We start from the raw sequence: 6,644 nt of genomic DNA on the forward strand, positions 1-6,644 counted from the left end.
GGGTTATATCCGGATGAACGGCGCCCGCCGTCGGCACTAAGGTGGGCCCGTGCCGCGACTGATCACCTGCTCCCCGCCGCCCGCCCGCTAGCGGGCGGCATTTCCTGATTTTCCGGGTCTGACCGATCCGGGGGTGGCTGCTGCCCGCCTACGGGCCCTTTCCACCACTCCCATCCGGAGCGATCTGTCATGACCCAACTGTCCATCCGGCGTGCCACCGGGTACGTGGTCACCGCCGCGGCGGCCTGGGGCACCGGCGGCGCGGCGGGATCCCTGCTGTTCGCCGCGGGCGGCCTCGACGCCCTCGACGTCACCTTCTGGCGCTTCCTGCTCGGCGCCGCCTTCCTCCTGCCCCTGCTCGGCCTGCCCCTGCTCGGCTCGCCCTTGCTCGGCTCGCCCCGGTTCGGTCAGCCCCGGCTCGGCGGCGCGCGGCTGCGGCCGGACCGCCACCTCCGCGGGCACGTGCTCGTGGTGGGGGCGGGCATGGCCGTCTACCAGGCGGCCTACTTCGCCGCCATCGCGCGGTCCGGGGTCGCGGTGGCCACCGTGATCACCATGGGCGCGACCCCGGTGTTCACCGCTCTCGGCGGGCGGCTCTTCCTCCGCGAGCGGCTGGGCGCCACTGGGCTCGCCGCCCTCCTGGCCGCCCTGGCGGGCCTGGCCCTGCTGGTGGCGGGCTCCCCGGGCGAGCACCCCGCCCCCCTCGGCCCCGATCCGGCACCCGCCGGGACGGCTGGACCCGAGGTGGCCGCCGCGCCGGGCGATCCGCTCGCGGGCGCCGGGTACGCGATGCTGTCGGCGTTCGGGTACGCCGGGGTGACATTGCTGTCACGGCGGCGGGGCACGGCGGCCGAGCCGGGCAGCCCGCTGGCCACCGCGGCCGCCGGGTTCCTCGTGGGGGCGGCCTGCGTGCTGCCGTTCGCGCTGGCCGGCGGCGTGCTGCCGCAGCTCAGCTGGGAGAGCGCGGCCCTGCTCGTCTTCCTCGGCGCGGTGCCCACCGCGCTGGCCTACGGGCTGTTCTTCCGCGCGCTCGGCACGCTGAGCGCCACCACCGTGGCCATCGTCTCCCTCGGCGAGGCGGCCTTCGCCGCCCTGGTCGGGGTGGCGCTGCTCGGTGAGCGGCCCGGCCCCTGGGGCTGGGCCGGGTGCGCGTCGCTGCTGCTGGCCGGGGTCGTCCCGGCCTGGCGGGCGCGGCGGGAGTAGCGGGCGGGTGCGGTCCGCCGGATGGGTTAGGGTCCGTACGGCGGACCGCTCCGCGCGGGCGCGAGGGGAACGGTGCCGGCGAAGCGCGCGTTGGAGGAACTGTGGCCTCGATTACAGGAATCGTCAGAAACCTTCTGGACCGCCCCGGAGGGGTGAGCCTGAGCCCGTACCGGAAGGTGGTCAAGGCCGCGGCCGAGCGCGCCGACCGGATCAAGGCGCTCGACGAGCTCCCCGCGCCCGACATGAGCGACCTCGCCGGGTTCTGCGCCATCACCAGGGAGGCCGCCGACCGCACGCTCGGGCTTCGTCCGTACGACGTGCAGCTGATCGGCACGCTCGCCCTGCTCGACGGCAAGATCGCGGAAATGGCCACCGGCGAGGGCAAGACGCTGTCCGGCGCCATGGCGGCCGCCGGCTACGCCCTGCAGGGCAGGCGGGTGCACGTGATCTCCGTCAACGACTACCTCGCCAGGCGCGACGCCGAGTGGATGGCACCCTTCTACGAGGCCATGGGGGTCACCGTAGGCTGGCTGGACCAGAACTCCACGCCCGCCGAACGGCGCGAGGCGTACGCCAGGGACGTCACCTACGGGCCGGTCAGCGAGATCGGCTTCGACGTGCTGCGCGACCGGCTGCGCACGGACGCGGGCGAGCTGATCGTCCCGGAGCCGGAGGTGGCGCTGGTCGACGAGGCCGACTCGGTCCTGGTCGACGAGGCCAAGGTGCCGCTGGTGATGGCGGGCTCGTCCGACGTGGGCAACACGGTGCCGGAGATGGCGGCGCTGGTCCGCACGCTCGTCCGCGGCTACCACTACGAGATCGACGATCAGGCCCGCAACGTCTACCTGACGCCCAAGGGCGCCGAGACCGTGGAGAAGCTGCTGGAGGTCGAGCTCTACGACGAGAACGAGCCCGGCACGCTGATCGAGCTCAACCTGGCCCTGCACGCCCACGCCCTGCTCGCCCGCGACGTCGACTACATCGTGCGCGAGGGCAAGGTGCAGCTCATCAACCCGTCGCGCGGCCGGGTGGCGGTGCTGCAGCGCTGGCCCAACGGCCTGCAGGCGGCCGTCGAGGCGAAGGAGGCGCTGCCCGCCAGCGACAAGGGCGAGATCCTCGACTCGATCACCGTCCAGGGCCTGATCAAGCGCTACCCGCGGGTGTGCGGCATGACCGGCACGGCCGTCGCGGTGAGCGAGCAGCTCGGCGAGTTCTACGGGCTGAAGGTCGCGGTGATCCCGTCCAACCGGCCGTGCGTGCGTGAGGACGAGCCCGACCGGATCTACCCGACGGCGCCGGAGAAGGAGACCGCGCTGGTCGAGGAGATCCAGCGGGTGCACGAGACCGGCCGGCCGATCCTCATCGGCACCCTCGACGTGGCCGAGTCGGAGAGCCTCGCCGCGCTGCTGCGCGGCCGCGGCCTCGACCCGGTGGTCCTCAACGCCAAGAACGACGCCGAGGAGGCCGCCATCATCGCCAGGGCCGGTGAGCGCGACGCGATCACCGTGTCCACCCAGATGGCCGGCCGCGGCACCGACATCCGCCTTGGCGAGGGCGTCGCCGAGCTGGGCGGCCTGTACGTGATCGGCTCCGGCCGCCACGCCAGCAGCCGCCTGGACGACCAGCTCCGGGGCCGGGCCGGGCGTCAGGGCGACCCGGGCGGCTCGGTGTTCTTCGTCGGCCTCGACGACGAGCTGGTCACCCAGTTCGCCGCCGACGAGCGGCCGCCCGCCGCCGACCCCGACGGCCGGGTGCGCCACCGCCGCGCCGCCTACATCGTCGGTCACGCCCAGCGCGTGGCCGAGGGCGTCAACCTGGAGATCCACCGCAACACCTGGCGCTACACCCGCCTGCTGGAGCAGCAGCGCGAGCTCATCCTGGAGTGGCGCGACAAGGTGCTCCACACCGACTCGGCGGCCCGCGCGCTGGCCGAGGCCGACCCCGAGCGGTGGGCGGCGCTGCCGGAGGACACCCGCGAGGAGATCGCCCGGCAGATCGTGCTGCACGCCATCGACACCTGCTGGACCGAGCACCTGGCCTTCCTGCACGACCTGCGTGAGGGCATCCACCTGCGGGCGCTGGGCCGGATGAGCCCGGTCGACGAGTTCCACCGGGAGGCGGTGGCCGAGTACAAGTCGCTGCAGGCGGAGATCGAGCGGCGCTCCCTGGAGGCGTTCGAGGCCCCCGAGCCCGACCTGAGGCGGCCCGAGGCCACCTGGACCTACCTGGTGCAGGACAACCCGTTCGGCACCGAGTGGGACCGCATACTCAAGCGGGTCAAGGGCGGCTCCGCGCGTACGTGACCGTACCTGACAGAGGATGGCAGGTACGGCTGGGACGCTCGACGCATGACGACGAAAGCGAAGCTCCTCGCCACCAGCATCGACTGCGCGGAGCCGAAGAAACTGGCCGAGTTCTACCACCAGGTGACCGGGCTGCCCATCCTGCACGCCGAGGACGAGTACGCCGGGCTGAGCGATGGCACCACCACCCTCTATTTCGGCCGGGTGCCCGGCCGCGAGCCCGTCCCGTGGCCCAGTTCCGCCAAGCAGTTCCACCTCGACTTCCGGGTGCCCGACGTGGACCAGGCGGTGAAGGAGTACCTCGCGCTGGGCGCCACCAAGCCGGAGTTCCAGCCCGGCGTCACCGACGAGGGCGTGGGCTGGGTCGTGCTGCTGGACCCGGAGGGTCACGCGTTCTGCGTCTGCCCCGAGACGTCCTGAACCCCAGGCCGGAGGCCTTCGGCGGGTGAAGAATGTCCGAAAGGATGATTCGGTCGCCGTGCGTACGCCCTAGGCTGGTGCAGTGCTTCAAGGACCTTCGCCCCGCCGCGGGCGCCCATGACCTGGATCGGCGTGCTCATCGCGCTGGCGGGTGCTCTCGGATACGCGCTGGGGGCGGCGCTGCAGCAGTTCGAGGCCGTGGCCGAAGGCGCCACGCTCAAGCTGATGCGGCGCCCGAGGTGGTGGATCGGCGGCGCCATCGGGCTCACCGGCGCGTGCCTGCACGCGGTCGCGCTGAGCTTCGCGCCGCTGGTGGCGGTGCAGCCGATCAGCGTGGCCACCCTGGTGTTCGCGGTGCCGCTGGCCGCCTTCCTGCACGGCCGCAGACCGTACCGGGCGGAGATCCTCGGGTCGATCGCGGTGGTCCTTGGCCTGCTCTGGCTGATGACGCTGGTGCCGCACGGTGACGCCGTCCCCCGGCTGAGCGACGGCGCGGCGCTCGGGTTCATCGGCGTGGTCGTGCTGATCGCCCTGGTCAGCCAGGTCGCCGCCGCCTGGGTGCGCGGGCCGGTCAGGGCGATACTGCTGGCGGTCGGCGCGGGCGTGGTCACGGCCAGCGTGTCGACGTTCGTCCGGGTGGTGGGCGGCGGCCTGGAGGGCGACCTCGGGCGACTGGTCCACTGGTTCACGCTGGCCGTGCCGGTGCTGTTGATCTTCGCGGTGGTGCTGCTGCAGCGCTCCTACGCGGTCGGCTATTTCGGCATCGCCTACGCGGGCGTGCAGGTGGTCGACCCCATCGTCTCGGTGACGGCGGGGGTGCTGCTGCTCGGCGAGCCGTTGCCGGCCGGCCCGTCCGCCGCGATCCCGGCGCTGTGCGCGGCGGCGCTGACCATCGCCGGCACGATCACGCTCGGCCGTCTGGCACCGGATCACTCGCGGCCGGCGCCGGTGGCCGCCACCGCAGAATCCCGTCCATTGGCCTCAGCATCAGATCGGGTGTGAGCCGCGTGGCCAGCGACATCGCGGTGTCGCGCAGGGCCACGGCGACGGGGTGGCGCAGCTTGGTCATCCGGCAGACGCCCATCGACCGGCGCACCACGTCGGCGGTGCGGCCCAGCCTGGCCTCGGTGTAGGCGGTCAGGTCGCCGCCGGCGAGGTGGGCCAGCACGACCGCGTCCTCGATGGCCTGGCAGGCGCCCTGGCCCAGGTTGGGCGTCATCGGATGGGCCGCGTCGCCCAGCAGCGCGACGCGGCCCGCGTGCATCGCGGGCAGGGGCTCGCGCAGGTAGTAGAGATCGGTGCGCAGGATCCTGGCCGGGTCGGCGGAGCGCAGCAGTTCAGGGATCGGCTCATGCCAGCCGCCGAACCTGCGCGTCAGCTCGGCCCGCTCGTCACCGGCGGGGGTCTCTCCGGCCGGGACCACGTCGGTGGCGTAGAAGTAGACCGTCTCGTCATCCAGCGGGTGCGTGCCGAACACCAGCCCCCGGCCCCAGCTCTCGGCGCCGCGCAGCGGTGCGCCGGGCCTGGGCGCCAGGCCGCGCCAGGCCGTCACCCCCGCGTAGACCGGGCCGGGATGGTCAGGGAAGATCGCCCGGCGGGTCGGGGAGTGGATGCCGTCGGCGGCCACGACGAGGTCCCCGGCGAACTCGCCCGCGTCCGACCGGACGACGCCGGCGGCAGTGTCCACGCCGGTGACGGTCGTGCCCAGCCGCAGCCGGTCGGGCCCGAGCGCCTCGGCCAGCAGGTCGACCAGCTGGGCGCGGAGCATCATCACGGCGGCCTGGCCGCCGTAGCGCGCCGCGGCTTCCTCGCCACTGGTGTGGGTGAGCCAGCGGCCGCCGGGCCTGCGAATCCCGATCCGCCCCTGGACGCGGGACAGGGCCCGCACCCGGTCGCCCAGGCCGATCGTGTCGAGGGCGCGCAGCCCGTTGACCGCGATGGCCAGCCCGGAGCCGACCGGCTCCACCGTGGGCGCGCGCTCCAGGACGGTGACGTCCCACCCTCTGTGGCTCAGGGCGACCGCCGCGGTCAGCCCTCCGATCCCGCCGCCGATGACGATCGCCTTCATGGCCATCCCTTCACTACGTCTGTAGTATCACGCTACTACGACTGTAGTGCGCAGCGCAAAAGTAGGATCGGTGTCCGTGAAGCGATCCGAGGCCGTGGCGGAGGCGGCGATCACCCTGCTGGCCGAGCGCGGCATGCGCGGGCTGACCCACCGGGCGGTCGACGAGGCCGCCGGGCTGCCGCCGGGGTCCACCTCCAACGTGGCCCGCACCCGCGCGGCCCTGCTGGAGCTCACGCTGTCACGACTCTCGGAGCTGGAGGAGCGGGCGGTCGTCGGGGCGACGGCCGACGGCCCGCCGCCGGACGCCGACCTGGCCGAGCTGCTCGCCGGAGTGCTGACCGCCCAGCTGCGCGACCGGCGGCGCACGCTGGCCCGCTACGAGCTGGCGCTGGAAGCCACCAGGCGGCCGGAGCTGCGGGTGATCTACGACCGGGCGGGGGACCGGTTCCGCGCCCCCGCCGTCGCCCTGCTCGCCGCCGCGGGCTCGCGCGATCCGGTACGGCACGGCCGGCAGCTCGTGGCGTTCGCCGAGGGCGTCATCTTCGACACGATCGCCGGCGCGGGCGCCGAACCGTCCACGGACGACCTGCGCGCCGGCGTGCGCGAGCTCCTGGCCGGCATGCTCCAGAGTGACCCCGCCGAGCCCGCCG

The 6,644-nt window shown here is 73.7% G+C and carries 6 protein-coding genes; 5 read left to right on the forward strand and 1 reads right to left on the reverse strand.

Going from position 1 to position 6,644, the window contains the following annotated elements; translation table 11 throughout:
- The first annotated feature begins 189 nt into the window (after positions 1 to 189).
- The 4 genes from OUY22_RS34955 to OUY22_RS34970 all read left to right on the forward strand — a co-directional run bounded on the left by OUY22_RS34955 (position 190) and on the right by OUY22_RS34970 (position 4,928).
- Positions 190 to 1,203, forward strand: coding sequence for a DMT family transporter (locus OUY22_RS34955; RefSeq protein ID WP_270159594.1), 1,014 nt, complete (start codon positions 190 to 192; stop codon positions 1,201 to 1,203).
- 152 nt (positions 1,204 to 1,355) lie between these two features.
- The gene (gene secA2, locus OUY22_RS34960; RefSeq protein WP_408638254.1) at positions 1,356 to 3,506 is read left to right on the forward strand and encodes an accessory Sec system translocase SecA2; all 2,151 of its coding nucleotides are present in this window, start codon (positions 1,356 to 1,358) and stop codon (positions 3,504 to 3,506) included.
- Between the two features lie 45 nt (positions 3,507 to 3,551).
- Positions 3,552 to 3,926: a VOC family protein gene (locus OUY22_RS34965; RefSeq protein WP_270159595.1), complete on the forward strand. Its 375-nt coding sequence runs from the start codon at positions 3,552 to 3,554 to the stop codon at positions 3,924 to 3,926.
- 117 nt (positions 3,927 to 4,043) lie between these two features.
- Entirely contained in the window at positions 4,044 to 4,928 is an 885-nt protein-coding gene (locus tag OUY22_RS34970) for a DMT family transporter (protein WP_270159596.1), read from the forward strand.
- Here OUY22_RS34970 and OUY22_RS34975 read toward each other — a convergent pair.
- Positions 4,831 to 5,994, reverse strand: coding sequence for an FAD-dependent monooxygenase (locus OUY22_RS34975; protein WP_270159597.1), 1,164 nt, complete (start codon positions 5,992 to 5,994; stop codon positions 4,831 to 4,833). The genes OUY22_RS34970 and OUY22_RS34975 overlap by 98 nt on opposite strands.
- 76 nt (positions 5,995 to 6,070) lie before the next feature.
- Between OUY22_RS34975 and OUY22_RS34980 the strand changes: the two genes are divergently transcribed.
- Positions 6,071 to 6,644: TetR/AcrR family transcriptional regulator (locus OUY22_RS34980; protein WP_270159598.1), on the forward strand; the 574-nt coding region annotated here is incomplete at its 3' end.

Source organism: Nonomuraea corallina (assembly GCF_027620315.1).
Classification (GTDB): Bacteria; Actinomycetota; Actinomycetes; order Streptosporangiales; family Streptosporangiaceae; genus Nonomuraea; species Nonomuraea corallina.